Origin of the sequence: Streptomyces sp. SID5464, from assembly GCF_009862985.1 — a bacterium.
Taxonomy (GTDB): domain Bacteria; phylum Actinomycetota; class Actinomycetes; order Streptomycetales; family Streptomycetaceae; genus Streptomyces; species Streptomyces chartreusis_D.
In genome coordinates this window covers 3,460-30,357 of record NZ_WWIQ01000011.1, presented here as the reverse complement: position 1 = coordinate 30,357, position 26,898 = coordinate 3,460, and the positions used below count along the sequence as shown (strand labels likewise).

Here is a 26,898-nt window from a genome sequence, read left to right as displayed (position 1 = left end):
GGATCACCGTCGGCTCAGCGACTGCCGGCCCGTGCCGTGGCGGAGGGTGTGCGCAGGGCCAGGAGGGCGACGTCGTCCTCGTTGTCGGCGGGGCGGACGCGGCGCAGCAGGTGGTCGGTGAAGGAGGACAGGGGGCGGTGGGCGAGGGCGGCGGCGTGCCGGCTCAGCCGGTTCAGGCCCTCGTCGAGGCTGTGGCCGGGTGCTTCGATGAGGCCGTCGGTGTACAGCACGAGGGTGGATCCGGGCGCGAGCAGGGTCGTGGCGTCGGGGCGCGGGGAGCCGGACCCGGTGCCCAGGACGATGCCGTGGCCGTCGGTGAGGTAGCGCGCCAGGCCGTCGCGGCTGATCAGCAAGGGTGGCGGGTGGCCCGCGTTGGTCCAGGACAGCTGCCACTGGCCGTCGCCGTCCGACGCCTCGATCCGGGCGAAGATCATCGTGGCCATGTCGACGTCGGTGATGTGCTGGAGCGCCTCGTCGAGCCGTGTGACGATCCGGCTGGGCGGTTCGTGCTGGGACCAGGCGTAGGCGCGGAGCATGTTGCGCACCTGCGCCATGCCGGCCGCCGCCTCCAGGTCGTGCCCGACGACGTCCCCGACGGCCAGGGCGGTGGATCCGTCGGACATGGGGAAGGCGTCGTACCAGTCGCCGCCGACCTGTGAGGCGTCGGGTGCGGGGAGGTAGCGGACGGTCATCTGCAGGCCCGGAACACCCGGCATCTGGGGCAGCAGATGGTTCTGCATGGTCTCGGCGACCTTGCGCTGGCGCTGGTACAGGCGGGCGTTGTCCAGGGCGAGGCCGGCCCGGCGTGCGATGTCCTCGACCAGCGGGAGGTCGGCGGGGGTGAAGGCGACCGGGTCCTCGGCCCGGCCGAGGGTCAGGGCTCCCAGGACCGCGCGTGTGCTGCGGATGGGCGCGATGGCCGCCGAGTGCATGCCGGTGATGTCGAACAGCCGGCGTTGCTCGACCGCGATGCCGGAGTCCGGTTCACGCTGGTAGGTGTCGGGCCCGGCCACCGTGGAGGCCACGCCGCGCAGAGCTCTGGACAGGGGCATCGGGGACGCCTCCGGGACGGGCGGCATCGGGCCCTGGAGGTCGTCCCGGCGCACCAGGGTGCCGCCTTCGGCGTGGACGACCGCGGTACGCCAGACTTCGTCGTGCTCGGTGATCAGATCGATGATCACCCAGTCGGCCAGCCGGGGCACGACCAGGCCCACCAGTCGTTCCAGCGCCTCGTCCACGTCGAGGGTGGAGGTCAGCCGTGTGGTGGCGTCGGCCAGCAGGGCCAGCCGTTCCAGCTCCCGCAACGGCCCGGCCGTCGGCTCCGGCTCCGGGGCGGTTCCCGGGGTGGGTCCGACGGTGTGGAAGAGCACGAGCGTGCCGGGTCCGTCGTCCCCGATGTCGTACGGGGTGAGCAGCCAGGCGATGGGCAGCAGGGAACCGTCTCCGCGGGCGAAGTAGTCCTCGTCGGCCTGGGCGGTCCGCCCGGCGTGGAAGGCCTGCCGCATTCCGCACCGGTGCCTGGGCAGCGGCTGCCCGTGGGCGTCCCGGTGCAGCAGGTCGTGCGCGTCGTGCCCGAGCAGGTCCTCGGCGGTCCGGGCCAGTACGTCCCGGGCGCGGGTGTTGACCGCGAGGATGCGGCCCTCCTCGTCCACGACGTAGGCCCCGGTTCCGATGGCGTCCAGCCTTCGGGTCAGCGAGGTGTCGAGTGCGGCCACGGACTGCTGTGCGGCAGTCTCCGTGCGGTCCGGCCCTGCCATGTCGTCGCCTCCTTGCTGATCGGCCGCCCTGCCGGCTGTCGGCTCGTCTTCCGCGGGAGGCCCTCCGGCGTTCCCCGTGTGCCCCGTGGCGGCGAATCCAGCCCCATGTGGCTGCCGCCGCTCGGAGCAGCCCGGGAACGCCCGGAGGTTGCCCTGGTATGTGTGGTGCGCACCCGGGTAAACGCAGGGCGACAGAGCCGCCCCGGCAGGGGCGAACACAACGAAAGAGCCTCCGTATGGTCCTCCCGCTTGGGAAGCAGGCGGCAGATCGGCCGGGCGCGGACGAGCACGCCACGCTGCGCTTCGGCGCGGCGTGGGCGGACGGCGCGGCAAGCGCCGTCGACGCGCGTCTGGCCCTGCGCGCCTTCCTCGCCCACGGCCCGCACCCCGCCCCCGCCCTGATTCCGGCCTCTCTGGCCATGGATGCCGAACTCGTCGTCAGCGAACTGGTCACCAATGCCATCCGGCATGCTCCCGGGCCCTGCGAGCTGATCCTGCGGCTGTTCCGGGGAAAGCTGGCCATCACCGTGCGGGACACCTCGGCGGAGCAGCCCGCGGTGCAGAAGGGCGACCGGTTCCGCGTCGGCGGCCATGGACTGCGGCTGGTGCACACGGTCAGCGACCGGGTCGCCGTGGCGCCCCGCGCCAGGGGGAAGCAGATCACGGCCTATCTGCGGCTGGCTCCGAACGACCACGTGAACGCCGGTGCCGATAGGACCGTACTGGCCGCCGGCTGAGCCCGGGCCCGGTACTCGGCCGGGGTGGTGCCGGTCCCCGGCCGGGCGCGCCGCGGGATCAGTTCTGCCGGGCGTGTATGGGGCTGTTGGCGACGTCCTCCGGGCACTTCCCGTGCTGCTGCCGCGTCCGCCGGTCGCGCCTCCAGTCGGACGTCGCGAGGGCCAGGGAGGCGAGCATGCCGAGGAGGGCGGCGCCCAGCGCGGTGGCGAGGGCGCTGCGGTAGTCGCCGCCGTCGAGCACCAGGTAGAAGAGGCCGGGCAGGGCGGCGGTGCCCACCGCCGCGCCGAGCCGCTGCCCGGTCTGCAGGGCGCCGCCCGCCGCGCCCGCCATGCGCACGGGCACGTCGCGCAGCGTCATGGTGATGTTCGGTGAGATCACGCAGCCGCTGCCGACGCCGCCGAGGAACAGCACCGGCGCGGCGGCCCAGGGCGCGATGTCGAGGGGCGCGAAGCGCAGCAGCAGCGCGGTACCGCCCAGACCGGCGATCACGGCCGTGAGGCCGCCCACGGTGAGCATGCGGCCGAGCCGGTCCACCAGCCGGCCGGCGACCGCGGCCCCGCAGGCCGAGCCGAGGGCGAAGGGAGTCACGGCGAGGCCGGACCGGAGCGGGGAGAAGCCCAGGCCGTCCTGGTAGAAGAGCGCGAAGACCAGCCAGACGCCGCTGAAGCCGATGAAGTAGAGGGTGCCGACGCCGGCGCCGACGGCGTAGCCGCGCACGGTGGTGAACAGCCGCGGATCGAGCAGCGGCGGGCTGTCCCGCTCGACGAGGCGACGCTGCCACCGGGTGAAGCCGAAGAGGATCGCGGCCCCGGCGGGGAACATCCACCACAGCCGGCCGAGACCACCGGAGCCCGCCTGGACCAGCGGAAACATCAGCGCGAGGACGCCGGCGCCGAGGAGCAGGACGCCGGGCAGGTCCACGTGCTGCCGACCGGACCGCCGGGTGCGGGGCAGCAGACGGCGCCCGAGGAGGACGGCGAGGATCCCGATGGGCACGTTGACGTAGAAGATCCACCGCCAGCCCTGGTCGCCGGAGGCCAGGGCGAGGATCATGCCGCCGGCGAGCGGGCCGACTGCGGACGATACGCCGACGGTGGCGCCGAAGAAGCCGAAGGCCCGGCCGCGTTCGGCACCGCGGAACATCTGCTGGATCAGCGCGGAGTTCTGGGGGGCCATGAACCCGGCCGCCAGGCCCTGGGCGAGGCGGGCCACCACCAGCAGCGTGATGCCGGGGGCCGCCCCGCAGGCCACGCTGAAGAGCACGAAGCAGCTGAGGGCCAGCAGGAAGATGCGGCGCCGGTCCAGCGCGTCTCCGAGACGGCCGGCGGTGACGAGCGCGAGAGCGAAGGCGAGGGCGTATCCGGACACCACCCACTGCACCTGCGCGGGAGAGGCGTCCAGGCCGCGCTGGACGGAGGGCAGGGCGACCACCACGATCGAGACGTCCAGCAGGCTCATGAAGCCGGCCACCAGGGTGACCCACAGGGCCCGCCACCGGCGCGGATCCGGCTCGTAGCCGGCCTCCGGTGCGCCCTGGTTCCGGTCGCCCGCCGCTGACGCTGTCACGTGGGGCTCCTCTCACCCGGGTGGGCACCGCGGCGAATCAAGTTCCCCTTCGGGGGCACCGGACACACCGCAGCCGGCATGCGGCGCGGATCTCACCGAAAGCACCCGGTCATGACCCTCGGTAGTCATCCGGGCGCCGCGCGAAGGGGTTCGTTTGAGCGCGCGAGATCTGTGCAGGCGTGGTGGTTGGGACAGACGACCGGCGAAAGGAACGACGTAATGACGGCGCCCGACAACGACGAGTCGGTGGATCCCGCAGCCGTGAGACGACACCGGGTGCTGTTCCGGGCGATCGAGAAACGACGCCACCCGAAGCTGCGCCGCAGCGACATCACCGTGACCGACGAGGCGGCCGTCAAGCGCGCCACGAAGGCGGCCGCCCTCGGCAACGCGATGGAGTGGTACGACTTCGGCATCTACAGCTATCTGGCCTCGACCATCGGGAAGGTGTTCTTCCCCTCCGGGAACGACACCGCCCAGCTGCTCAGCTCCTTCGCGACGTTCGCGGTGGCGTTCCTCGTACGACCGCTCGGCGGCATGGTGTTCGGGCCGCTCGGCGACAAGGTCGGCCGCAAGCGCATCCTCTCCCTCACCATGATCATGATGGCGGTGGGGACCTTCGCCATCGGCCTGGTCCCCTCGCACGCCGTCATCGGTCTGTGGGCCCCGGCCCTGCTGATCTTCTTCCGGCTGGTGCAGGGCTTCTCGACCGGCGGGGAGTACGGGGGCGCCTCGACGTTCATCGCGGAGTACGCGCCCGACAAGCGGCGCGGCTTCTTCGGCAGCTTCCTGGAGCTGGGCACGCTCGCCGGCTACGTCGGGGCCTCCGGTCTCGTCGTCGTCCTGCAGACCCTCCTCAGCGACGACCAGATGCTGGCGTGGGGCTGGCGCATCCCCTTCCTGGTCGCGGCCCCGCTCGGCTTCATCGGCCTCTACCTGCGGCTGAAGCTGGACGAGACGCCCGCCTTCCAGAAGCTGGAGGGCGGCCAGGTCAAGGCGAGCGAGGCGGCCGAGGCCGTGGAGACCTCGGCCGCAGCCGACCTCGGCAAGATCTTCACCCGGTACTGGCGGCCGCTGCTGCTGTGCCTCGCGCTGGTCGCGGCGTACAACATCACCGACTACATGCTGCTGTCGTACATGCCGACGTACCTGTCCGACGAGCTGGGGTACGGGACCAATCACGGGCTGCTGATCCTGCTGATCGTGATGGTGCTCCAGATGTGCGTCATCAACCAGGTCGGGCGGCTGTCGGACCGCTTCGGGCGCAGGCCGCTGCTGATGGCGGGGATGCTCGGGTTCCTCCTGCTGTCCCTGCCGTCCTTCCTGCTCGTCCGGCAGGGCAGTGTCGCCCTGATCGCCCTGGGGCTGCTGCTCTTGGGGCTCTCCCTGGTGATGATGCTCGGCACGATGTCGGCGGCGCTCCCGGCGATCTTCCCCACCCACGTCCGGTACGGCTCCCTCTCGGTCGCCTACAACCTGGCCACGTCGATCTTCGGCGGCACGACTCCCCTGGTGATCACCGCCTTGATCAGCGCCTTCGACTCGACCCTCATGCCGGCCTACTACTCCACGGGGGCCGCGGTCATCGGCGTCATCGCCGTCCTGTGCATGAAGGAGACCGCCAACAAGCCCCTGGCCGGTTCCCCGCCGTCCGTGGAGACGGAGGCCGAGGCCGCGAAGATCGTCGAGGAGCAGGCCCCCCGCCCCAGGTTCTGACCCTCCTGCGCCCGCCGACCGGACGCATCATCGCGCGGTGGGCACAGGAGGGGGCTCTCGGAGCCGTTCGGGCGGCTGTTGCGGGAGTTGCGGCACAACCGTCGGCTGACGACCGAGGAACTGGCCGAGGCACCGGGGGTGTCGGGGCGTGCCATCGGCGACATGGAGCGGGCGGAGCCGGCGTCCGCACCGAGGCACCATCACCGCCCTCTCCCAGGGCCTGGACCTGGACGAGGCGGCACACGCGCGACTCCTCGCGGCCGCCCGCGCGGCTCGCCCGGCGCCCAGCCCGCCGAGTGTTCCGCGAGGCGGCGACGTCCGGCGAGCACGCCCGGGTCGTCGAGGCCGCGGAGGCCATGCACTGGTTCTCCGACCACTGGGTGTCCTGGGCCACTGGGTCGAGGTCTACGAGCGTGCCGCCGCGGCCGGCGCCGCGCTGGGCGACGCGGGGCTGGAGGCGACCCATCGCAACTATTTGGCGGGGGCGTACTGGGCCTGTGCGCGACACGACGAGGCGGTGGCGGCGGTGCGCGCAGACACGACGAGGCGTGGCGGCGGCCACCCGCGCGCTGCGTCTCGCCGGGACGGCCGGGAACGTGATGGAAGACCGCCTGCCCGCGGACGTCCGGGACGAGGCGCGGCCGGCCTCGCCGCCCTGACCGCGGGCCGGCCCGCACCACCCACCCGGTTCGGGCAGTGACGGCCCCTCAGGGCCTGCGGCCCGTCGTGGAGGCGAAGCCCAGCCACGTGTGCCGGTTGTTCCACCAGCACCAGCCGACCTTCGGGGCGTTGCGGCGCTCGCGGCCGTCGCGCCCGGTGCCGTTGCTGATCCAGATCGCCGGGGTGCGGGCGTCCAGGCTGCCGTCGGTCTTGCGCAGCCGGGACCCGATGGTCATGAAGCAGCGGTTGCGCTCCAGGGCTTCCGGCTGCTGGAGCACCCAGTGGATGCCCTCGGTGAGCAGCAGCGGGGTGCGGTCCTCCTTGGTGAGGGCGGGCAGTGCCTCGTCCGGGCTCCAGTTGCCCATGTGGTCACCGCGATCGAGGCCGGTGACGACGTAGAGCGGGGCGTCGGGCAGTTCTACGGCGCAGGGCGTGAACGCGTCGACGTCGGGCATGTCGACGACGACGAAGCCCGGTTTGCCGTCGCGGCGCAGCAGCGGCGCGACGGCGGAGGCGGGGGCTCTGTCCGGGTGCACGGCCAGCAGGGCGCCCTCGCTGTCGGTCTCGGCGGCGAAGTCACGGATCTCGCCGGCGGACAGCCCGGCGATCTCGTGCACCCCCAGCTCGATCAGCAACTCGGCCTGCGCGCTCAGGGGCGGGAGTGCGGGGAGGAGGGTGGACGGGCCGGGCGTGGTGTCGGGCACGATGCTCCCATGGTCGGTGACGTGGGTGAACTCCCGTGCAACGAGCCGGTTGGCGGAGGCGTTCCTTCCCTTTCGCCCTCACCTCCGTACTGCCGGTCCTCACCTCCGTTCTGCCCGTCGCCGGACAGGCCGTTCGTCTGCCACTCGCGCGGCGTCACACCGTAGGCGGCGCGGAAGGCGCTGCTGAAATGGCTGGGGCTCACGAAATCCCAGCGCCGGGCGACGGCCGCGACCCCGTACCCGAGTGCCGGGGAGCGCAGAAGGTCCCTGCGGCACCGCTCCAGCCGCTGCGTGCGGATCCACTCCCCGACCGTCACGCGCTCGAGCTCGAACAGTTTGTGCAGATAGCGGACCGACATGAAATGCGCGGCGGCGATGTCGGACGGTGACAGGCCCGGGTCGGAGAGGTTGCGCAGGATGTGGTCCTTGACGCGCACGAGGGTGGCCGCGGCGGTCTCCGGCGCAGGCTCGGCGCTTCGCGGGCCAGGCGCGCGAAGTACGTCGCCACGAGTGCGGCACTGCCCTCCTGTCCGGAGAACGCCGTGGCGGTCACCGCCCGCAGATCCTCGTCGCGCACGCGGAGGTCGGTGCGGGGGAAGTGGAAGGAGGTGAAGGCGAAGTCGCTCGGCACTGTCTTCCGGAACAGCCGGGAGGAGTCGGAGAGGGAGAAGTCGCCCGGCCCGATCCGCGCCTCCCTGCCGTCCTGCTCCTTGAGGGCGGTGCCCCGCTGCTGAGGGGTGAGGATGAGGTGCTGCTTGCCGTCCCTCAGGAGCCCAGCTGGTGGGCATCATCAAGGCCGGCAGGTTCGTACGCTGCCGGCCTTGACGATGTCACCATCCCGGCCCTCGGCGGTCCAGGAAGAACCGGAGGAAGAATCCGGCTCACTTCTCCAGGAAGGCGAGCAGGGCCGAGTCGACCTCCTCCGCGTGGGTCCACAACAGACCGTGCGGGGCGCCCTCGATCTCGACGTAGTCGGCGGCCGGAAGAGCCTTGTGGAACTGCCTGGCGGTGCCGTCCACGGGCAGGATGCGGTCGCCCGTGCCGTGCAGGATCAGGGCCGGCACGTCGATCGCCGGGATGTCGGCCCGGAAGTCGGTGTACCAGGTCGACGGCGCGGCGGCCGCCGCTAAGAACCCGCCGCCCGCAGCGACGTTCCAGCTGTTGCGGACGGCCTCCTCGCTGATCCGGGTGCCGAGGTTCTCGTCGAGGTTGTAGAAGTCCTTGTGGAAGTCGGTGTAGTACGCGTGGCGGTCCGCCTTGACGGCCGCGACGATCCCGTCGAAGAACTCCTTCGGGGCGACCCCCTGCGGGTTGTCGTCGGACTTGAGCAGGCAGGGCTCCAGCGAGGCGAGGAAGGCGACCTTGGCGACCCGGCCGGAGCCGTGGGCGGACACGTACCGGGCGACTTCGCCGGCGCCCGTCGAGAACCCGACGAGGACAGCGCCTTGCAGGTCGAGGGTGTCCATCACGGTGTTCAGGTCGGCGGCGAAGGTGTCGTAGTCGTAGCCGGTCGTCGGCTGGGAGGACTGCCCGAAACCGCGCCGGTCGTAGGTGATCACGCGGTAGCCGGCTGTCCGGATCCGTGGTCCTCGTAGTACAGGTCTATGGCGGTGGAGTTCTCCTGGCCCACGGTGATGTACGGCATGCGCTGGCTTCCTCGTTTCCGGGTGGCTGGTGACGGGACCCGGCCACGCTAGGCCCGGGGCCGTACGGCCGGTTGCCGGGCAGCGCACCGGTTCTTGACCGGGGGCGCGCGGGAGCATGCCTCCGGAGATCGTTAATCCGTCGCACCGCCGAGACCGGCGTGACAGCATTCTCGGTATGGATGGGTTCTTGACGTCTGATCAGATCGACGCCCGCACGTCACGTGCTCTCGCGGCGGCCGTCGCCGCGGGTCGTGATCTGGGGCTCGCGGTGACCGACGCGAGGGTGCTCCACGACGTGTTCTCCGTCGTGGTGCATCTGGCTCCGTCGCCCGTGGTGGTGCGGGTGCCGACCGTCCTGCCCTCGTACTCCGGTCCCGAGTCCCAGGCGGCGCAGCAGCGGCTGGAGCTCGATGTGGTGGGGTGGCTCGCGGACCAGGGGCACCCGGTGGTTCCACCGAGTCCGCTCGTGCCGCGGGAGCCCGTGCTGCGGGACGGTTTCTCGATGACGTTCTGGCAGTTCGTCGAGCTGGACCGGAGCGTGGAGCCCGACTACGTGCACAACGCCGGACTGGTCGCCGGCCTGCACGCCGCGCTGCGCTCGTACCCGGGTGAGCTGCCGTTCCTGTCGGCGGCGGAACCACGGTTCGTGTCCGAGGGACTTGCCGCACTCGAAGGACGGCCCGACCTGCTGGACCCGGCCGACCTCGACCGCGCCCGGCGCGAGTGGGACGTCCTGGAGCCCGTCATCAGCTCACGCGCGGCGTTCGAGGCGGCGTTCCCCGGCATCGAGTTCCAGCCCGTCCACGGGGACTCCCCCGCGGCCAACATCGTCTCCGCCCGGGGCGGCGAGCTGTACTCCGACTTCGAGCTGACCACGTTCGGGCCGGTCGAGTGGGACCTGGCGGCTCTGGGCCCCGCGTGCGAGGCCGCCTACAACACGGCCGCCGAGCGCCGGGGCCTGCGCCGGCTGGACGAGGGTGTGCTGCGCGTCGTCAACGCCGTGGGCATGTCCCGCGCGGTGGCGTGCCTCGCGCTCGCGCCGCAACTGCCCCTGCTGGTTGAGGCGTTGAAGCCAGCCGTCGAACAGTGGCGGACGATGCCGTTCGCCGGCGGTCTGGACGGCTGAGCGAGGGGCGGCGGCTGCGCTCACTCGGGCAGGGGCCGGTCGTCGACGACGTGCTTCATGACGAGGGTGGAGTTCAGGCGCAGGACGCCGGGCAGTCGGGCGAGCTGCCGGTCGTAGAGCTGCTGGAAGGCGGCCAGGTCGGTGGTGGCGACGCGCAGGAGGTAGTCGGGGTCGCCGAACAGGCGCTGCGCCTGGAGTACGTGCGGGACGGCGGTCACGCCTTCTTCGAACGCGGAGACGGTGTCGGCGTCCTCCCAGCGCAGGGTGACGAAGACGAGGGCCTCGAAATTGAGGCCCACGGCGGCCGGATCCACGACCGCCCGGTAACCGCGGATGGCGCCCTCGCGTTCGAGGTCGCGCAGGCGGCGGTGGCAGGGCGAAACGCTCAGTTTCACTCGGGCGGCCAGCTCGGTGACCGTGAGACGGCCGTCCAACTGGAGCTCGGTAAGAATTTTCCGGTCAAGGGCATCCATGCAGAAGATTCTGCCCCAGAAGGCGGGATCAAGGAGTAAACAAGGGAACACTTTCGGGCTGATCCGACCTAGCCTTCCTCTCGCGACACGGCACGTGAGAGGGACCGATCCATGGATACGACGACGCTGGCGGCATTTCTGGCAGTGGATCTGCTGCTGGTGTTCACCCCCGGCGCGGACTGGGCCTACGCGATCACCGCGGGCATCCGGGGCCGGTCGGTCGTCCCGGCGGTCGCCGGGCTGATAGCCGGATACGCGGGATACACCCTGCTCGCGGTCGCGGGCCTGGTGGTGATCGTGGCGAACTCGGCGACCCTGCTCACCGCGCTGACCGTGGCCGGGGCCGGCTACCTGGTGTGGCTCGGGTGCGGCGTGCTGAGGCAGCCTGCCGTCCTGACGGCCCCCGAGGGCGAGGTGGGCTCCTCCCGCTTGCGGATCATGCTCAGGGGCGCCGGGATCAGCGGCCTGAACCCGAAGGCGTTGCTGCTGTACTTCTCGCTGTTCCCGCAGTTCATCGACCCCGCGGGAGGCTGGCCGGTCGCCACGCAGACCGGCCTGCTCGGCACGCTGCACATGACCGCCTGCGCCGTCGTCTACCTCACCGTCGGAGTCCTGGCCCGCACCGTCCTGAGGACCAGACCCTCGGCGGCCCGGGCGGTCACCCGCGTCTCCGGCGCGATGATGATCGCCATCGGCGGCTTCCTGCTGGTGGAACGCCTGGCCTGCTGACGACGCGCGCGCTCCGGGAAGCCGGCAAGGGGTCACCGGCGGCCCTTCCTGAGATGATGACCGGGGAAGCGGCAGGGGCGTCACATCCGGAGGCACCGTGCAGGAACGCGTACCGGAGGACTTGGCGGTCGTCGTCGACGCCCGTGGGGTGATCACGGTGTGGAGCGACGGTGCTCGACGGCTGCTCGGATACGAACCCGACGAGATCGTGGGCCGGGCCGTCACCCGCCTGCTCGCCGCCGACCTGCCCGGCTCCACGCGACGTCACGTGGCCGACGGGCAGCGCTGGGCCGGTGAGGTGGCGCTTCGGCACCGGGACGGCGACCGGGTCGTGGTCCGGCTGCAGGGCACTCCGATGCTGGACGCGGACCGCGGGCGGCTCTGGCTCGTCACCGGCACCGCACCGGCGCACACGGCGCGGCGGGCCGGACACGGAGCCCTGACCCTGTGGGACCTCACGCTCGCACAGCTCCCCGTGCCGGTGGCGGTCTACGACCGTGAGGCCCGACTCGTGGCCGCCAACGAGATCATGACCCGGGTGATGGGCCGGTCCGAGGAGGAGATGAAGGGCCTGACGCTCCGGGAGATCGAGCCCAGCCCGCCCTTCGACGAGTACGACCGCCTGCAGCGCGAGGTCCTGCGCACCGGCGAGATGATCTTCCACGAGGAGCACGGCCAGGCCCCGGGCGAGACCCGGCACCATGCCTGGTCGATGTTCATGTCGCCGCTGACGGACGAGACCGGCGCGGTGCAGGGCATGTCCGCGACCGTGTTCGACACCACGGAGCAGTACTGGGCCCGCCGCCGGCTGGCGGTGCTCAACGACGCGAGCCTGCGCATCGGGAGCACCCTGGACGTGACCCGGACGGCCGAGGAGCTGGCCGAGGTGGCGGTGAGAGGGTTCGCGGACTTCGTCACCGTGGACCTGCTGGAGTCCGTGGCCCTGGGCGACGAGCCGGAACCGGTGCCGCTGGACGCGCCGGTCACCGTGCGGCGCACCGCCCAGCGGTCGGTGCTGGAGAGCTGCCCGGAGTCGGTGGTCGCCTCGGGTGACACCACGCTGTACCCCGTCGGCACGCTGCCGGTGCGGACGCTGGTCGCAGGCCGGGGCTCCCGGCACCGGCCGGGGGATCCGGGGCTGCGGGAGTGGATCAGGTCCTCCCCGGCCCGCGCGAGGTCGGTGGGCAGGTACATGATCCACTCGGTGATGATGGTGCCGCTGCGCGCCCGCTGGGTGACCCTGGGGCTGGTGCACTTCCTGCGGCACCGCACGCCGGAGCCCTTCAGCGAGGACGACCTGCTGCTCGCGGAGGAGATCGTCGCCAGGGCGGCGGTGAGCGTGGACAACGCCCGCCGCTACACCCGGGAGCGCCGGACGGCGCTGGCGCTCCAGCGCAGCCTCCTGCCCGACCGGCCGCCGGACCTGGCGGCGATGCAGGTCGCCTACCGCTATCTGCCGGCCGGTTCCGGAGCGGACATCGGGGGCGACTGGTTCGACGTGATCCCGCTGTCCGGCACCCGGGTCGCCCTGGTCGTGGGCGACGTGGTGGGACACGGCATCCACGCCTCGGCCACGATGGGCCGGCTGCGGACCGCCGTGCGGACGCTCGCGGACGTCGATCTCGCCCCCGACGAGCTGCTCACCCAGCTGGACGATCTCGTCGTCCGGATCGACCGGGAAGAGGGCCCGGAGGTGCGCGGGCAGGCGGCGGAGGCGTCGGGGCAGGTCGGCGCCACCTGCCTGTACGCCGTGTACGACCCGGTGTCCCGCCGCTGCACGATGGCCCGGGCGGGGCATCCGCCGCCCGCTCTGGTCACGCCCGGCGGCGCCGTACGGTTCCTCGATCTGCCGGCCGGGCCACCGCTGGGCCTGGGAGGCCTGCCGTTCGAAGCCGTCGAGGTGGAGCTGGAGGAGAACAGCCTCCTCGCTCTCTACACCGACGGGTTGGTCAAGGCCCCCGACCACGACGTGGACGTCGGGCTCACCCTGCTCCGCGAGGCGCTCGGCCGGCCTGCCGAGGCGCTCGAGGAGACCTGTGAGCAGGTGCTGCGCGCGGTGCTGACCGGCCGTCCCGCCGACGACATCGTGCTGATGCTGGCCCGTACCGCCGCGCTCGGCGCCGGGAAGGTGCGCACCTGGCAACTGCCGCCCGAACCCACGGCCGTGGCCCGGGCCCGCAAGGTGGCGGCCGGGCAACTGGCCGCCTGGGGGCTGGCGGAGGCGGAGTTCACCACGGAACTCATCGTCAGTGAGCTGGTCACCAACGCGCTGCGGTACGGCGGCTCCCCCATCGAGCTGCGGCTGATCCGCGATTCGGCCCTCATCTGCGAGGTGTCCGACGGCAGCAGCACCGCACCCCACCTGCGCCGGGCGCGCGTCTTCGACGAGGGCGGACGAGGACTGCTGCTCGTCGCCCAGCTCTCCGAACGCTGGGGCAGCCGCCAGACCCCGACGGGCAAGACCATCTGGGCGGAACAACCGCTGCCCACGGAGCGGTCCTTCTGACCTGCGGCTAGCGGGTGTCGACGATGCCGCCGGTCACCGCGATGACCTCGCCGACCGTGTAGCTGGAGTCGGCGTCGGAGGCGAGGTAGACGTACGTAGGTGCGATCTCCTCCGGCTGGGCCGCGCGTTCGAGCGGGGCCTCGCTGCCGATGTGGGCGAGCCCGTCCGGCGGCATGTTCGGGTCCGCCTCGTTGAGCGGCGTCCAGGTCGGGCCCGGCGCGACCACGTTCGCGCGCACGCCGCGCTTGGCCAGGTGCACGGCGACGGACTTGGTCAGGGTGATCAGCGCCGCCTTGGACGCCGCGTAGTCGATCATCGTCGTACTGCCCTTGAGCGCCTCTTCGGTCGCGGTGGCGATGACCGCGTCGCCGGGCTCCAGATGGGGCAGCGCCGCCATGAGCAGGTGGAAGAACGCGTAGACGTTCGTCTTGAACGTCCGGTCGAAGTCCTCGGCGGTCAACTGGTCGAGTTCGAGCTTGCTGTTGAGGTACGCGGCGTTGCTCACCAGGATGTTCAGCCCGCCGAGTTCCGCCGCGGTCCGCTCGACGGCCTCACGGCAGAACTCCGGGTCGCTGAGGTCGCCGGGCAGCAGCAGGCAGCGCCGGCCCTGCTCCTCCACCTCGCGCCGGACCCGCTCCGCGTCCACCTGCTCCTCGGGCAGGTGGACGAGGGCGACGTCGGCGCCCTCCCGCGCGTACAGCAACGCCACCGCCCGGCCGATGCCCGAGTCGCCGCCGGTGATCAGCGCCACCTTGCCCTCCAGCTTCCCGCTGGCCCGGTAGCGGCTCGCCCGGTAGCGCGGCGCGGTGCGCATGTCGGCCTCGAGCCCGGGGCGTTGCTGCTTGTCGGAGTCGTAGGGCGGGTCGGGCTCGGACACGACCTGCGGTGCGGTCTGTTCCTGCTCGGGCTGCACGGGCTGCTCCTTTCGCCGGTGTCGTCCACGGCACGGCCGCTCACCTCGGGCCACGCCGTTGCTTCCCCGCACGGGGTGCCCACAACGGCGGCGGACATGTTCCCCGTGGTCGCGGACGAGCGTCGGCGCCGACCGGCATGGCCGCACCCGCAAGGGGTACTCAGTCGATCTTGGAAGGCCCGGCGGGAGGGCCTGCTGTCCGGAAGGAGATCCGTGTCTGACGAGACGGTGAAGAACGTCTTCGTGATCGGGCTCGACGAGGCCAATCTGCCGACGCTGCGGGAGGTTCCCGGAGCTGACCGGCTGCGCTTTCACCAACTGCTGACCGTGGAGGAACTCCAGGTCGGCGAGGTGCACCTGCCCACGCTGTTCGACAAGGCCCGGGAGGTGCTGGACGCCTTCGACGGCAGCATCGACGCCATCGTCGGCTACTGGGACTTCCCGGTCAGCACCCTCGTGCCGATGCTGAGCCAACGCTACGGAACGCGGAGCACCAGCCTGGAGTCGGTGGTCAAGTGCGAGCACAAGTACTGGAGCCGTCTTGAGCAGCAGAAGGCGACCGACCGGCACCCGGCCTTCGACAGGGTCGACCTGTCGGCCGAGCCGCCTCGCCCGCCCGAGAACGTGACCTTCCCGATGTGGGTGAAGCCGGCGCTCTCCTACTCGTCCGAACTCGCCTTCGGAGTCGATGACGAAGAGGAGTTCCGCAAGGCCGTGACCGAGATCCGCGACGGCATCTCCCGCATCGGCCGCCCCTTCGAGCACATCCTCGAACGCATCGACCTGCCGCCGGAGATGGACGGTGTCGGCGGCCGGGTCTGTCTGGCCGAGGAAGCGATGTCCGGCGTCCAGGTCGCCGTGGAGGGCTACGTCCACCGGGGCGAGGTGACGGTCTACGGGGTCCTGGATTCCATCCAGTACCCGGACTCCCCCTGCTTCCTGCGCCACCAGTACCCCTCGTCGCTGCCACCGGCGGTCATCGCGGAGCTCCACGACGTCTCGGAGCGGGTGATGCGGCAGATCGGAATGGACTCGGCCACCTTCAGCATCGAGTACTTCTACGACCCCCGGACACAGTCGATCAGCCTGCTGGAGATCAACCCCCGGCACTCCCAGTCGCACGCGGAGCTGTTCCAGTACGTCGACGGCGTCCCCAACCACCACTGCATGGTCCGCCTCGCGCTCGGCGAGGACCCGCGCATGCCGCACCGCGAGGGCCCGTACGCGATGGCGGCGAAGTGGTACCACCGCTGGTTCACCGACGGCGTGGTGCGCCGGGTGCCCGGGCGCGAGGAGATCGCCCGCATCGAGCGGGAAACGCCGGGCGTGCGCATCGAGGTGGTCCCCGAGGAGGGCACCCGGCTCTCGGAACTGCCCGGACAGGACAGCTACAGCTACGAGTTGGCGCACATCTTCACCGGCGGTGCCGACGAGAAGGAGCTGCGGGAGAAGTTCGACCACTGCGTGGCGGCGCTCGGCCTCGCCTTCGACGAAGCCCCTCCGGAGTGAAACCCTCCGGGAAAACCCCGCCGGAGTGAAACCCCACGAGAGTGAGGAGCACGTGGGTTCCATGCGTTACGTGACCAACCTGCCCTACGCGACGAAGGAAGAAGAGCACGTCACGATCCCGATGTCCGACGGGGTCCGGCTCTCCGCGCACATCTGGCGCCCCACCTCGTCGGACCAGGAGCCGGTGCCCGCGGTGCTGGAGTACATCCCGTACCGCAAGCGCGACCTCACGGCCGTACGCGACTCGATCCACCACCCGTACCTCGCGGGGCACGGCTACGCCTGTGTCCGCGTCGACCTGCGCGGCACCGGCGACTCGGAGGGCGTGCTGCGGGACGAGTACCTGGAGCGGGAGCAGGCGGACGCGGAGGAGGTCCTGGCCTGGCTGACGGAGCAGCCCTGGTGCGACGGCGGCACGGGCATGATGGGCATCTCCTGGGGCGCGTTCGCGGCGCTCCAGGTGGCGGCCCGGCAGCCGCCGGGACTGAAGGCCATCGCCATCGCCTCCTTCACCGACGACCGGCACGCCGACGACATGCACTACATGGGCGGCGCCCTGCTGTCGGACAACCTGGCCGAGGCGGGCACGATGTTCGCCTACGGCACCTGCCCGCCCGACCCGGCCGTGGTCGGCGACCGCTGGCGCGAGATGTGGCACGAGCGGCTGGAGAACACCGAACCCTGGGTCCTCCAGTGGCTGCGCCACCAGCGCCGGGACGACTACTGGCGGCACGCCTCGGTGTGCGAGGACTACAAGAGCGTGCGCTGCCCGGTCCTGGCCTCCAGCGGCTGGGCGGACGGCTACTCCAATGCCGTGACCCGGCTGCTCGGCCACCTGGACGTGCCCCGCAAGGGGCTGATCGGCCCCTGGTCGCACAAGTTCCCCCACCTCGGGGAGCCCGGCCCCGCCATCGGCTACCTCCAGGAGCTCGTACGGTGGTGGGACCACTGGCTCAAGGGCGTCGACAACGGCGTCATGGACGGCCCCATGCTGCGGACGTGGATGCAGGACAGCGTGCCGCCCTCCACCGCGTACGAGGAGCGGCCGGGCCGCTGGGTCGGCGAGCCGGAATGGCCCTCTCCGCACATCCGGCAGGCCGTTCATCCGCTCACCCGGCACACGATCGGACCTCCGCGGGAGGCGGCGGGCGAGGAAGACGTCCCCGACGGTGACGCGATGACCGTGCAGTCGCCGCTGTCCGTGGGCCAGTTCGCGGGCAAGTGGGCCTCCTACAACGCGCCCCCGGACCTGCCGTACGACCAGCGGGAGGAGGACGGCGGTTCCCTCGTCTTCGACACCGAGCCGCTGACCAAGCAGTTGGAGATCCTCGGCTCACCGACCGTGGAACTCGACCTGTCGGTCAGCGAACCGGTCGCCATGGTGGCCGCGCGGCTCTCCGACGTGAGCCCGGACGGCTCCGCGACCCGTGTCTCGTACGGCATCCTGAACCTCACCCGCCGTGACAGCACGGAGTCCCCCGAGCCGCTGGAGCCGGGCCGCCGCTACCGCGCCACCGTCCCGCTGAACGGAGTGGCCCAGGCGTTCCCGCCCGGCCACCGCATCCGGCTCTCCCTCTCCACGTCCTACTGGCCGCTGGCCTGGCCGCCGCCGAAGCCCGCCCTGCTGAGCGTCCACGAGCACTCCAGCACGCTCACGCTCCCGGTGCGGCCCGTGGACGAACCGGACGAGGTGCCGGCGTCCCCCTTCGGCGAACCGGAGGGCACTCCCCCGCTCGCCACGAGCCAGGTGACGCCCCCCGAGGAGCGCTGGGAGGTCAAGCGGGACCTGATCGGCTACCACTCCGAGCTGGACATCATGAAGGACCGCGGCACGGTCCGCTTCGAGGACATCAACCTGGAGGCGGGGCGCCGCGCCCACGAGCGCTACACGGCGGTCGCCGACGACTTCACCTCGGTCAGCGGCGAGTCCACGTGGACCATGCGCTTCCAGCGGGACGACTGGGACGTACGGGTGGTGACGCACACCCAGCTGACCTGTGACGACACGGACTTCTTCGTGGACGCGACCCTCGACGCGTACGAGGCCGACCGCCGGGTGTTCTCCCGCACCTGGAACGAGAAGATCCCGCGCGACCTGCTGTAGCGGCGCCAGACCCCGAGCTCGGCAGGTCGCGGGCTACCACCGCGACTCCTGCGGTCAGGCGGCCCGTTCCGCGAGGAGACGGGCCAGCTCCAGCCGCTTGATCTTGGTGGTCGCGGTCTGGGGCAGGTCCTCGTGCCGCCACTGCACCGGGTCGGCCATCTTCGGCAGTCCGACGACCGCCGAGCGCCACGCCTCCAGATCCAGGGGGACGTCGTCCTTGGTGCAGACGATGGGCGTGGCCAGGTTGCCCCGGCCCGGCACGATGACGACCTCCAGCAGGTTGTCCAGCTTCCCGAAGAGCTGGTCCTCCACGGCCAGGGTGCTGCCGAAGTCCTCGATGAGGTCGACCTCGCGGTCGAGCAGGTGCACGCACCCCCATTTCGTGCGGTAGCCGACGTCGCCCATCCGCCACCAGCCGTCGGTGACCTGCTGGTCGTAACGGTCCTGCTCGCCCAGGTAGGTGACGATCCTGCCGTCGCTGCGCACCTCGATGTAGCCCGGGTGTTCGGGGGACGGCGGCATGCCGTTGCGGCTCACCACCCGTACCTCGGTCATACCGGGGATGGCCATGCCGACGCAGCGGCCGTCGGCGTCCGGTGCGCGCCGTGCGGAGAAGGAGCGGGCCACCACCGGGCCGACCTCGCTCTGCCCGTACAACTGGGCGAACATCGGGGCGCGGCGGCGCGTCGCCCTCAGCAGCCGGTGCACGGTGCGCGGGTGGATGGCGTCGAAGGTGCTGCTGAAGAGTTTCACGTTGCGCAGCGGGCCGCGCGGGTCGTCCGCCAGTTCCTCCCAGTGCATGAACGAGTTGGGGTGCGCCTCCAGGATGCCGGGCCGCAGCCGCGCGAACAGGTCGGCGGCGCGCTTGGGGTCGGAGTCGGCCATCATCACGATCGGGAAGCCGCGGAACAGGGAGATGGCCAGCGCGGTGAAGATCCTGGAGTGCACGAAGGACACGTGTACCGCGATCGTCTCGCGCCCCCGGACGATCGGGGCGAGCGCGGAGACCTGAGGGCGGTAGCGCGCCTGGAGGGTGCGGCCGGTGTGCACGGCCAGCTTGGGCGTACCGGTGGTGCCGGAGGTGTGCGTGATCAGTGTGGGGTGGTCCGGTGGCATGGTGATGCCGTCGAAGGGCTCGCAGCCGGCCAGGGCGTGCAGGTCGACGGTGCCCTCGAAGGTGCCCGAGGTGACAAGGACACGTTCGCTCACCTCGAAGATGTCGGCCGGCAGCTCCTGCTCCAGCTTGGCCTGGTCGGTGACGAGGTGGGGCCGGCCGGCCCGGCGTACCAGTGTCGCGACGGTGTCGCCGTCGAGCTTCGGCGACAGCAGCACGGGGACCGCGCCGACCCGCGCCACCGCGCAGGCGAGCAGCACGATGTCGAAGGCGTTCGACTTGTAGACCACGACCCGCTCTCCCGGCCGGACCTTCGCCGCCCACAGCCGCGAGGCGAGGTCGGCGACGGTCTCGGCGACCTCGGCGATCGTGGCCCGGCGGCCGAGCTGCGGGGCCACGTCGAGGTCGTGGTCGAGGATGAGGACATTCGAAGGATGACGCGCCGCCGCCCGCTCGAACAATGACCCCAGCCGGAAACCACGGTTCGCTATGCGTTGCAGAATCATGCTGTCACGCTTCCACCATCAGATTCGGGGTGTATTTCGGCATCGCCCGCAGAGAGCGGCCTGGCTTCAGTGACCGGGAGCGTGTCAGTGTTTTCCGCGGCCCTCAAGAAGTGTCCGGTGAATTCGTCAAGTCGCGCGGGGCCGTCTCCACGGAAGGTGACAGAGATTCCCGGGCGCCACGGACCCGCTCGCACGGTTGCGCCACTCTGGGCGCATGCAGGCAGCCTTCATCGAGCGACTCGGTCCCCCTGACGTCATCCGGTACAGCGAAGTGCCCGCACCGGTCCCCGGACCCGCGGACGTCCTTGTCGACGTCGCCGGCACCACGGTCAACCCGGTGGACACCTTCGTGCGTTCCGGTCTGTTCCGCACGCCCATGGACTTCCCGTTCGTCATCAGCCGCGACCTGGTCGGCACGGTGGCCGCGACGGGCGGCGACGTGCGGGGCTTCGCGGTCGGCGAGCGCGTGTGGTGCAACAGCCTGGGACACGGCGGCCGGCAGGGCGCCGCGGCCGAGCAGGCCGTGGTGCCGGCCGACCGGCTGTACCGGCTGCCGGACCGCGTGGACCCGTACGCCGCGCTCGCCACGGTGCATCCGGCGGCCACGGCACACCTGGCGCTGTTCACCCACGGCCGGCTGCGGAAAGGGGAGACGGTCGTGGTGGCCGGCGGGGCGGGGAACGTCGGAAGCGCGCTGGTGGCGATGGCGGCGTGGGCCGGGGCCCGGGTCGTGGCCACCGCCCGTCCCCGCGACGCCGAGTACTGCCGCCGGCTGGGAGCAGCCGAGGTCGTGGACCACCGGGCCGAGGAGGAGTGGGAACTCCTGGGGGCGGCCGCACCCGACGGCATCGACCTGTACACCGACACCTCCGGCCGCAACGACCTGGAGCGGGTGGTGCCGCTGCTGGCGCCGCGCGGCCGGGTCGTGGTGCTCGCTGGGGCCGCGTCCCGGCCCGCCCTGCCGGCCGGCGAGATGTACATGAAGGACGCCTCGATCGTCGGCTTCGTCATCTCCCGGGCGCGGGTGACGGAGCTGGCCGAAGCGGCCGACGTCATCAACACCCTGCTCGCGGACGGGCTGTTGCGGCCGCGGCGGACCGAGACGCTCCCGCTGGCCGCCGCGGCGGAGGCGCACCGGCGCATGGAGCGCGGTGAGCTGAACGCGCGGCGCGTCATCCTCACCCCACCGGGGGCCGGGGCCCTGCGATAGGGGTGCGGCCCCGGGCGGGGCCTGCCGTGGGGACCTGCCCGTAGGGGACGGATAGGGGCTGACTCCAGGACCGCCCGACAGTAATCTCGTGTCGCCAATCGGCCTTCTCAGAATCGGCCTTCCGCGCCTTGCGGAATTGCTGCGGAGCGATACGGACATCTGCACGGGGGGTTGTTTTGCCTGCCTTCCCGAACGAGATTACTTCGACCATTCGGAGGGGCAGAACATGACGACCCGACCGCCAGGAGATTTCACTACGGCGATAGCCGTCGTCGGCGTCGGCTGCCGTTTCCCGGGCGGGGTGCGGACTCTCGGCTCCTTCGGGCGTCTGCTGAGCAGCGGCCCCGACCTGTTCGCCGACGTGCCGGCGGAGCGGTGGGGGCCGGAGCGTGCCGACCCGGCCGGCGGGCCGGGCACCATCTCCAACGGCGTGGGCGTCTTCCTGGAGGACATCGACCGGTTCGACGCCTCCTTCTTCGGCATCACACCGCGTGAGGCGGGCGTGCTGGACCCGCAGCAGCGCCTGGTGATGGAGGTGGCCTGGGAGGCGATGGCCGACTCGGGCCGCCCCCGCGAGGAGTGGCGCGGCTCGCGTACCGCCGTGGTGCTGGGCATGCTCGCCAAGGACTACGAGCTGTTGCACGCCCGGACCCTCGGCCTGGACCGTATCGGCCCGCACCACGTGAGCGGCATGGAGTTCAGCTTCGCCGCCGGCCGTCTCGCCTACACCTTCGACCTCAGCGGGCCGGTGTCGACGGTCAATTCCGCCTGCTCCTCCTCCCTGCTGGCCGTGCATCAGGCGGCCCAGAGCCTGCGTGCCGGGGACTGCGACACGGCCGTCGCCGGCGGCGTCAGCCTGCTCATCACGCCGGACCTGAGTGTGTTCCTCAGCAGCGTCGGCGCGCTGTCCCCGTCCGGGGCCTGCCGGCCGTTCGACGCCGCCGCCGACGGCATCGTCCGTGGTGAGGGCTGCGGCGTGGTCGTCCTCAAGCGGTACGCCGACGCCGTGGCGGCCGGCGACCGGATCCACGCCGTCATCCGCGGGTCGGCCGTGAACAACGACGGCGCCAGTCTGGGCCTGACGGTGCCGAATGCCGCCGCTCAGGGCGACCTGCTGCGGCGCGCCCTGGACCGGGCCGGACTCGCCCCGCACGAGGTGGACTACGTCGAGGCGCACGGCACCGGGACGCCGATCGGCGACCTCATCGAGGTGGAGGCGCTGGGCGAGGTGTACGGGGCGGGGCGTACCGCGGACTCCCCCGTGCTCGTGGGCTCGCACAAGGCGGTACTCGGGCACATGGACGCGGCGGCCGGCATCGGTGGCCTGCTGAAGACGATCTGGGTGGTCTCCTCCGGACGGGTCCCCGCGCAGCCCCGCGTCGAGCGCCCGAACCCCGCGGTCGACTGGCGCGGCGGGGCCGTGAGCGTGCCGCTCGGCGACGTCGACCTGTCCGGCCGGGGACGGCCGCTGCGCGCGGGCGTCAGCTCCTTCGGGCTCAGCGGCACGAACGTGCACGTCATCGTGGAGGCGCCGCCGGCCGTGGAACCGGCTGCGGCGGCCCCGTGCCCGGCGCCGGAGGACGGGCCCCGGGTGCTGCTGGTGTCCGCCGCGGGTGAGACGGCATTGGGCGAGCAGGTGGCGCAGATGCGCGCGGCCGTCGCCGAGGACGACGTTCCGCTCGGCGACCTGGTGGCTTCCGCGGCGACCCGCCGCACCCACGAGGCACACCGCTACGCCGTCGTAGCCACCGACCGGTCGGGTCTGGCGGCGGCGCTGGAGGACCCGCTGGATCCGCCGGAGGGTGTCTACACCGGTGTGGTGGACGACCCGGAGGCCGTGCCGCCGCCCGTGTTCGTCTTCTCCGGCCAGGGCGGCCAGTGGGCCGGCATGGCCGCCGACCTGTACGGCTCCGACCCGCTGGTGCGCGAAACCCTCGACGAGTGCGCCGAGTTGATCGCCGCCGAGGCCTCGTGGTCGCTGCTGGACGAGATACGCCGTCCCACGGAGTCGTCACGACTCGCACAGACGGAGATCGTGCAGCCCGCGATCTTCTCCGTGCAGGTCGCGCTCGCCAGGTGGCTGCGCGAGCGGGGTGTCGTCCCGGGCGCCATCGTCGGGCACAGTCTCGGCGAGGTGGCCGCGGCCCACACGGCGGGCGCGCTCAGCCTCCCGGACGCGGTCAAGGTCATCGTGCGCCGGGCCCGTCTGCTCGGCGAGACGGCCGGCACCGGCCTGATGTACGCGGTCCGCGGCAGCCGGGACCAGGTGCGGGACGCGCTCGCCGACATCGGGCTGCCGGTGACCGTGGTGGCCGTCAACGGCCCGGAGTCGCTGATCGTCGCCGGGGAGACGACGGCGGTGAAGGAGACCGCCGCGGCCCTGGACGCGCGGGGCATGAGCTGCCGGCTGCTGCGGGTGGACGCCGCCGCCCACAGCCCGCTGGTGGCGCACTGCGGACCGCTGCTGGAGAGGGCACTGGAGGGGATCACCGCGCAGGCACCGGCGGTGCGGCTGGTGTCGACCGTCGACCCGGACGCGCGGGACGTTTCGTTCGACGCGGCGTACTGGGCACGGAACTTCACCAGCCCCGTGCTGCTGTGGCCCGCCGTCGACGGGCTGCTGGCCGAAGACGACCACCCGCTGGTGGAGATCGGCCCGCATCCGGTGCTGGTGCCTCCGCTCGCCGACGCACAGCGCCGCCGGGGCAGGCAGGCACCGGCCCTGCCGGTGCTCAACCGCAACGAGCCGGGGCCGCTGGCCGCGCACAAGGCCCTGGCCCGTCTGCACGTGGCGGGTGTTCCGGTGCGCTGGGAGCGGGTCACCGGCCGGCCGCACCGCTATCGCTCGCTGCCGGTGCCTTCCTGGGGCGGCGACCGTTACTGGCTGCCGGAGGTGCCGCGCGGTCGGCAGACCGCATCGGCGGCCGGGGCCCCGGCGTCCGGTGGAGCCCCGGCGCGGATCCGGCTCACGCTGCTGGACGAGAACGACCGGGTGACCGGGGAGTTGTGGGCGGATCCCGGCGGCGGCACGCCGAGGTCCGTGGAGCCTTCACCGGTCGCCGAGTCCCGGCCGGACACCCGGCCCGGGGCGGCGCCCGTCTCCTCCACGGCACCCGTCTCCTCCGCCGGCCCCGTCGCCGACCGCGTCGAGGCGCTGGTGCGTGAGGTCCTCGGCCTGCGCGACGGGCACCGGCTGGGGCGTCGCCGGGGGCTCTTCGAGCAGGGGCTTGACTCCCTGACCGCGGTCACGCTGCGGCGGCGCCTGGAGGAGGAGTTCGGCGTCGACCTGCCCACGCCGATCGTGTTCGAACGACCGACGGTGGCGGCGCTCGCGGAGCATCTCACGGACGTGGCCCCCACCTCCGCCACTCCGGCCGCCACGCCCGCGGCACCCGCCGCTCCCGCGTCCGTGGACGCTGTGGACGTCGGCGCGGACGCCGTCGCGGAGGCGGACGCCGTCGCGGTCATCGGAGTCGGCTGCCGACTGCCGGCCGCCGCCTCCCCGGAGGAGTTCTGGCGACTGCTCATGGAGCGGCGCGACACCGCGTCGGAGCCGCCGCCCGGCCGACGGGCCGACCCCCTGTGGGACGAGCTGGGCGCCGCCATCCCCACCCGTGGCTCGTACGTCGACGGCATCGCCGACTTCGACGCCCCGTTCTTCCGTATCTCACCGCGCGAGGCCAAGCTGCTCGACCCGCAGCAGCGCATGTACCTGGAAGTCGCCTGGGAGGCACTGGAGGACGCCGGCTGCCCCGCGCACACACTGGCGTCCCGGCCGGTCGGCGTGTACGCCGGTATCTCGATCGCCGACTACCAGCATCTGATCGCCCGGCACCTGACGGTCGAGGACCTCGGCCTGCACCACGGCACGGGCACCTCGTACGCGGCCGTCGCCGGCCGGCTGTCGTACACCCTCGGTCTCAGCGGCCCGAGCTTCGCCGTCGACACCGCCTGTTCCTCGTCGCTGACCGCGGTGCACCTCGCCTGCCAGGCGCTGCGGGCCGGCGAGTGCGAGGTCGCCGTCGTCGGCGGTGCCAGCGCCATCGTGGCACCCAGCCCGCTCGTGGCGTCCATGGCGGGCGGCGGGGCCCTCTCCGAGGACGGCCGCTGCAAGGTCTTCGACCAGGACGCCGACGGGTTCGCCTGCGGTGAGGGCGCCGTCGCCCTGGTCCTCAAGCCGCTGCGCGCGGCCGTCGCCGACGGCGACCGCGTGTACGCGGTGCTGCGTGGCAGTGCCCTCAACCAGGACGGCGCGACCGGGGGCCTGACCGTGCCCAATCCCTCGGCCCAGGCCGATGTCGTGCGGCAGGCCCTCGACCGGGCCGGCTGGTCACCCGCCGACGTCGACTACGTGGAGGCGCACGGCACCGGCACCCCGCTCGGCGACCCCATCGAAGTGCGGGCCCTCGCCGAGTCCTTGGGCACCGGGCGCGCGCCCGACCGGCCGCTGCTCATCGGGTCGGCCAAGGCGAACGTCGGCCACCTCGGCGCCGCGGCCGGTGTCGTCGGACTGCTGAAGGTCGTACTGGCCCTGTCCGCGGGTGAGCTTCCGCCGCACCTCGTCGACCGCCCCACGCCCCACATCGACTGGGACCGGCTGCCGGTGGCACTCGTCGACACCCCCCGGAAGTGGCCCGCCGAGGGCCGCCCGGCCCGGGCCGGCGTCAGCGCGTTCGGGTTCACCGGCAGCAACGCCCACGTCCTCGTCGAGCAGTACGTCCCCGCACCGGCCCCGGCCACCGCCCCCGGAACCGCGCCGTACGTCCTGCCGGTGACCGCGGCCACCCCGGCCGCGTTGCGCACCGCCGCCGGACGGCTGGCCGACGCGCTGCGCACCGGCGGGAACGACGTGGCCGACGTGGTGTTCACGGCACGGCACCGCCGTACCCTGCTGGAGCACCGTGCCGTCGTCGTCGGCTCCGACGCCACCACACTCGCCGAGGCGCTGGACGAGGTCGCCGCGGGCCGGACGACGCCAAAGACCCGCCTCGGCCGTGCCGTCGAGGACGAGGAACCATCCGTCGCCCTCTTCTACGGCACGGCCCTCCCGTCCGCGGCCGCCCGTCGGGCGTTCGCCCTCGCCACGCCCGGCTACGAGGCCGCCCTCGCCCACTGCGGCGACACGCTGAACCGGCTGCTCGGCGCCCCCTGTGACCTGACCGCGGAACCGCCGGCCGGGCTGGGCGACGCCTTCCTGCTGGCCCATCAGTCCGCCGCGACGAGCGGTTGGTACGCGCTCGGCATCGTCCCCGCCGCTGTCGTCGGGGTGGGCGCCGGCCGACTCGCCGCCGCGTGCGCCGCCGGACAACTCACCGTGGAGGAGGCCCTACGACAGCTGCTGAGCGGCCGCTCAGAGCTCCCGGAGGACCTCACCCGGCCCGCACGGGTGCCGTTCCTGCACGCGCCCGCCGCGGACACCGTCGACTGGGACACGGTCCCCGCCACGACCGCGGTGGACGTCCTGCTCGGCCCCACCCCGCTCCCCCACGACGGCATCCGCGGCGACCGGCCCGCTCTGGTCGCCGCCGAACTGTACGCGGCCGGATACCGTCCGGCCCCGCAGCCGACACCGCCCGGCCGCCGTGTGGTGAGCCTCCCCGGCTACCCGTGGGAGCACCGCCCGTACTGGTACCGGGAGATCGAGCCGGCCCGGCCCGTGCCGTGGCTGCTCTCCGGGGACGACGAGGGTGAGATGCGGGGCCGGGTGGAGCGGTTGGCGTCGTTCCTGGGTGCGCGGTCCGAGGTGGGTGCCGGATCGGTGGCGGCTGCTTTGGCGGGGCGCACCGCGGCGCGGCGTCGGCTGGCTGTCGTGGGTGAGTCGTCCGGAGAACTGGTGGAGGGGCTGGAGTCCTTCCTGTCCGGTGATCCGTCGAAGGGCGTGCTCGAAGGCAGCGCGAAGGCCGCTTCGAAGGTGGCGTTCG

General features: G+C 72.3%; 17 protein-coding genes and 2 pseudogenes. 10 read left to right on the top strand and 9 right to left on the bottom strand.

Annotated elements, in window-relative coordinates; all coding sequences use genetic code 11:
• Positions 1-14 precede the first annotated feature (14 nt).
• Positions 15-1,757, bottom strand: coding sequence for a SpoIIE family protein phosphatase (locus GTY47_RS12565; protein ID WP_010045499.1), 1,743 nt, complete (start codon positions 1,755-1,757; stop codon positions 15-17).
• 236 nt (positions 1,758-1,993) lie between these two features.
• On the opposite strand from GTY47_RS12565, the gene GTY47_RS12560 reads away from it, so the two are divergent.
• Positions 1,994-2,494, top strand: coding sequence for an ATP-binding protein (locus GTY47_RS12560; protein ID WP_010045498.1), 501 nt, complete (start codon positions 1,994-1,996; stop codon positions 2,492-2,494).
• Positions 2,495-2,552: 58 nt separating this feature from the next.
• Here GTY47_RS12560 and GTY47_RS12555 read toward each other — a convergent pair whose 3' ends face one another.
• On the bottom strand, positions 2,553-4,061 hold the full coding sequence (locus tag GTY47_RS12555) for an MFS transporter (RefSeq protein ID WP_010045497.1): 1,509 nt from the start codon (positions 4,059-4,061) through the stop codon (positions 2,553-2,555).
• Positions 4,062-4,280: 219 nt separating this feature from the next.
• On the opposite strand from GTY47_RS12555, the gene proP reads away from it, so the two are divergent.
• Positions 4,281-5,777: a glycine betaine/L-proline transporter ProP gene (proP, locus tag GTY47_RS12550; RefSeq protein WP_010045496.1), complete on the top strand. Its 1,497-nt coding sequence runs from the start codon at positions 4,281-4,283 to the stop codon at positions 5,775-5,777.
• Positions 5,778-5,855: 78 nt separating this feature from the next.
• Positions 5,856-6,377 carry a helix-turn-helix transcriptional regulator gene (locus tag GTY47_RS12545; protein WP_324604466.1) on the top strand — a complete coding sequence of 174 codons (522 nt, stop codon included), beginning with the start codon at positions 5,856-5,858 and terminating at the stop codon, positions 6,375-6,377.
• 107 nt (positions 6,378-6,484) lie between these two features.
• Here GTY47_RS12545 and GTY47_RS12540 read toward each other — a convergent pair whose 3' ends face one another.
• From GTY47_RS12540 to GTY47_RS12530, 4 genes and pseudogenes are all read right to left on the bottom strand, one after another.
• On the bottom strand, positions 6,485-7,141 hold the full coding sequence (locus tag GTY47_RS12540) for a DUF5701 family protein (protein ID WP_010045495.1): 657 nt from the start codon (positions 7,139-7,141) through the stop codon (positions 6,485-6,487).
• Complete coding sequence (locus GTY47_RS40785) at positions 7,087-7,578, bottom strand: helix-turn-helix domain-containing protein (protein WP_010045492.1); 492 nt, start codon at positions 7,576-7,578, stop codon at positions 7,087-7,089. The genes GTY47_RS12540 and GTY47_RS40785 overlap by 55 nt, the downstream gene beginning before the upstream one ends.
• Positions 7,579-7,619: 41 nt before the next feature.
• Positions 7,620-7,826: pseudogene (locus tag GTY47_RS41830) on the bottom strand (hypothetical protein); the annotation flags it as partial.
• 196 nt (positions 7,827-8,022) lie between these two features.
• Positions 8,023-8,786 (bottom strand): annotated as a pseudogene (locus GTY47_RS12530) (alpha/beta hydrolase).
• A gap of 188 nt (positions 8,787-8,974) precedes the next feature.
• Here GTY47_RS12530 and GTY47_RS12525 point away from each other — a divergent pair.
• Entirely contained in the window at positions 8,975-9,913 is a 939-nt protein-coding gene (locus GTY47_RS12525; protein WP_010045487.1) for a phosphotransferase, read from the top strand.
• A 20-nt stretch (positions 9,914-9,933) separates the two neighbouring features.
• Here GTY47_RS12525 and GTY47_RS12520 read toward each other — a convergent pair whose 3' ends face one another.
• Complete coding sequence (locus tag GTY47_RS12520) at positions 9,934-10,386, bottom strand: Lrp/AsnC family transcriptional regulator (protein ID WP_029181556.1); 453 nt, start codon at positions 10,384-10,386, stop codon at positions 9,934-9,936.
• 111 nt (positions 10,387-10,497) lie between these two features.
• On the opposite strand from GTY47_RS12520, the gene GTY47_RS12515 reads away from it, so the two are divergent.
• Both GTY47_RS12515 and GTY47_RS12510 read left to right on the top strand, forming a co-directional pair.
• The gene (locus tag GTY47_RS12515; RefSeq protein WP_029181555.1) at positions 10,498-11,115 is read left to right on the top strand and encodes a LysE family translocator; all 618 of its coding nucleotides are present in this window, start codon (positions 10,498-10,500) and stop codon (positions 11,113-11,115) included.
• 97 nt (positions 11,116-11,212) lie between these two features.
• The gene (locus GTY47_RS12510) at positions 11,213-13,621 is read left to right on the top strand and encodes a SpoIIE family protein phosphatase (RefSeq protein ID WP_010045481.1); all 2,409 of its coding nucleotides are present in this window, start codon (positions 11,213-11,215) and stop codon (positions 13,619-13,621) included.
• A gap of 7 nt (positions 13,622-13,628) precedes the next feature.
• On the opposite strand, the gene GTY47_RS12505 is transcribed toward GTY47_RS12510, so the two are convergent.
• The gene (locus GTY47_RS12505) at positions 13,629-14,534 is read right to left on the bottom strand and encodes an SDR family oxidoreductase (protein ID WP_010045479.1); all 906 of its coding nucleotides are present in this window, start codon (positions 14,532-14,534) and stop codon (positions 13,629-13,631) included.
• Positions 14,535-14,747: 213 nt separating this feature from the next.
• On the opposite strand from GTY47_RS12505, the gene GTY47_RS12500 reads away from it, so the two are divergent.
• Together GTY47_RS12500 and GTY47_RS12495 are read left to right on the top strand one after the other, a co-directional pair.
• Entirely contained in the window at positions 14,748-16,043 is a 1,296-nt protein-coding gene (locus GTY47_RS12500) for an ATP-grasp domain-containing protein (RefSeq protein WP_010045478.1), read from the top strand.
• A 61-nt stretch (positions 16,044-16,104) separates the two neighbouring features.
• Complete coding sequence (locus GTY47_RS12495) at positions 16,105-18,147, top strand: CocE/NonD family hydrolase (protein ID WP_010045476.1); 2,043 nt, start codon at positions 16,105-16,107, stop codon at positions 18,145-18,147.
• 54 nt (positions 18,148-18,201) lie between these two features.
• Here the strand turns inward: GTY47_RS12495 and GTY47_RS12490 are convergent, their stop codons facing one another.
• A complete protein-coding gene (locus GTY47_RS12490; protein WP_029181554.1) occupies positions 18,202-19,767 on the bottom strand; it encodes an AMP-binding protein in 1,566 nt (521 codons plus the stop codon).
• Between the two features lie 214 nt (positions 19,768-19,981).
• Between GTY47_RS12490 and GTY47_RS12485 the strand changes: the two genes are divergently transcribed.
• Positions 19,982-20,977, top strand: a complete 996-nt coding sequence (locus GTY47_RS12485) for an NADPH:quinone reductase (RefSeq protein ID WP_010045472.1) — start codon at positions 19,982-19,984, stop codon at positions 20,975-20,977.
• Positions 20,978-21,203: 226 nt separating this feature from the next.
• Positions 21,204-26,898, top strand: a 5,695-nt coding sequence (locus tag GTY47_RS12480) for a type I polyketide synthase (protein ID WP_158688453.1), incomplete at its 3' end; no start/stop codon positions are given.

Coding starts and splice junctions, on each gene's coding strand:
- GTY47_RS12565 (WP_010045499.1), bottom strand. CDS start 1,757: ATGGCAGGGCCGGACCGCACGGAGACTGCCGCACAGCAGTCCGTGGCC.
- GTY47_RS12560 (WP_010045498.1), top strand. CDS start 1,994: ATGGTCCTCCCGCTTGGGAAGCAGGCGGCAGATCGGCCGGGCGCGGAC.
- GTY47_RS12520 (WP_029181556.1), bottom strand. CDS start 10,386: ATGGATGCCCTTGACCGGAAAATTCTTACCGAGCTCCAGTTGGACGGC.
- GTY47_RS12495 (WP_010045476.1), top strand. CDS start 16,105: ATGCGTTACGTGACCAACCTGCCCTACGCGACGAAGGAAGAAGAGCAC.
- GTY47_RS12485 (WP_010045472.1), top strand. CDS start 19,982: ATGCAGGCAGCCTTCATCGAGCGACTCGGTCCCCCTGACGTCATCCGG.
- GTY47_RS12490 (WP_029181554.1), bottom strand. CDS start 19,767: ATGATTCTGCAACGCATAGCGAACCGTGGTTTCCGGCTGGGGTCATTG.
- proP (WP_010045496.1), top strand. CDS start 4,281: ATGACGGCGCCCGACAACGACGAGTCGGTGGATCCCGCAGCCGTGAGA.
- GTY47_RS12515 (WP_029181555.1), top strand. CDS start 10,498: ATGGATACGACGACGCTGGCGGCATTTCTGGCAGTGGATCTGCTGCTG.